At 68.5% G+C, this 1,661-nt stretch carries 1 protein-coding gene; it reads right to left on the reverse strand.

Annotated features, from left to right (window positions below; genetic code table 11):
* Window positions 1–17: 17 nt before the first annotated feature.
* Window positions 18–1,418, reverse strand: coding sequence for an IS110 family RNA-guided transposase (locus ISU10_RS22650; protein ID WP_228501807.1), 1,401 nt, complete (start codon window positions 1,416–1,418; stop codon window positions 18–20).
* Window positions 1,419–1,661 lie beyond the last annotated feature (243 nt).

The raw sequence follows: 1,661 nt of genomic DNA on the forward strand, positions 1-1,661 counted from the left end.
TGAGTTCCTAAGGAACTTCAAGCCACCTCGACAGTGATTTGGGTGGTGTCTACGGTGGTGGTGGCGGGCCGGGATGTTGGAGCGCTCAGCGACTTCTGTGACTCCCGGTCCGCTGCCTGTATGCGGCGTTGCTTCATGCGGCGGCCTGCGGCGGCGACTCGTTTCTTCTGGTCGATCTTGTAGCGGGCTTTGACGATGGCCTTGCCCTCCGCTTCGGTGATCTCGCGTCCGTCGACGTCGCGGATGACGTAGGGCTGGCCGGTGCGCCAGCAGGCTGCGATCCGGGTGAGGAGGTTGGCTGCGAGGTGGCAGACCGCGGAGTCGCGGTGCCGGTCGCCGGACATCAATCGGACGTACTTGGCGGCCAGCTGGGGGTCGACCAGGCGGGCGTGGTCGGCGGCCATGAACAGGGCTTCGCGCAGCAGCGGGTCGCCGGCCTTGGTGAGGCCCAGGTTCGGGTCGCGGGTGCCGGACTGGCTGGTCTTGGGCACCAGGCCGGAGTAGGCACGGATCGCGGCCAGGCTGGTAAACCGGTGCGGGTCCCCGACCCGGCCGGCGATCACCGCGCTGGTTACCGGCCCTACCCCGGGAGCCGAGGCGATGATCCCTTCTGGGTCGGCTTCGGCGTAGAGGTTGGCGATCCGCTCCTCGATCTCCTTGATCTGGCCGTTGAGGAAGATCGCCTGCTCGGCTTCCGCGGCGATGTCGGCGGCCAGCTCGGCAAAGTCCATCCCATCCGGCCCCCACAGCAGCAGGGTCTCCTTCGCGGCGGCGACCAGCGCACGGGCGGGCTCGGGACCGTACTGGCCGCGTGAGCGGGCCTGCAGAAACCGAGCCAGCCGGGCCTGACCGAGCCGCAGCACCGCATGCGGGTCGGCGTAGCGGGCCAGGAACGCCAGGGCGGCCTTGCCGTAGTCCGAGCCCAGGACCGCGTACCAGCCGGGGCCGAGTAGTTCCAGCTGAGCGTCGATGCGGGAGTAGACCGCGGTGCGGCGCTTGACCATCGTGGAACGCTGCTTGGTCAGCCGGCGCAACGGATCTGCCGACCCGTTGCCGGTGAACTCCCGCAGCCCCTCGGGGTGCAGCAGCGGCAAACGAGCCAGCACCTCGGAGTCGAGGCGGTCGTTCTTGGTGTGCTTGGAGAAGTAGGCCCGCAGATCCGCCGACTGGGTGGTCGGCACCATCACCACCCGGGCGCCACGCCGCCGGAACCACTGGGCCAGCACGATCCAGGCGTTCCGGGTGGGCTCGAGCACCACCGTCAGCTCGGCCGGATCATCGAGATCCAGGTCGGCCCAGAGCCGCTCGAGCTCGGCCGGGCGGGTGAAGAACTTCCGGCCGCGCCACACCGGTCTTCCGTTCACCGCGAAGGTCGCCTGGTGCTCGGCGCGGCACGCCACGTCGATCCCCAGCGTCATCGACACCATCGAAACTCCCCTCAGTCGGATCGGTTCCCTCGGATCACCACGTGACTGACCGGCACGGCCACGGCCCAGACATTCTGTAAGCAGAAGTCCCCCAACCCGGGGGCTCCAAGTTCCCGAACAAGGACACCGCATCGACCAGACACAGCCCCGCTGGCGACCACTCACTTCACAGAGATCGCATCGCGTCCCGGTCGGTGGCCCGGGCCGCCAACGAGGCTCGTGCCAACCTAAATG

The organism is Nocardioides agariphilus (assembly GCF_015352445.1).
Lineage (GTDB): Bacteria > Actinomycetota > Actinomycetes > Propionibacteriales > Nocardioidaceae > Nocardioides > Nocardioides agariphilus.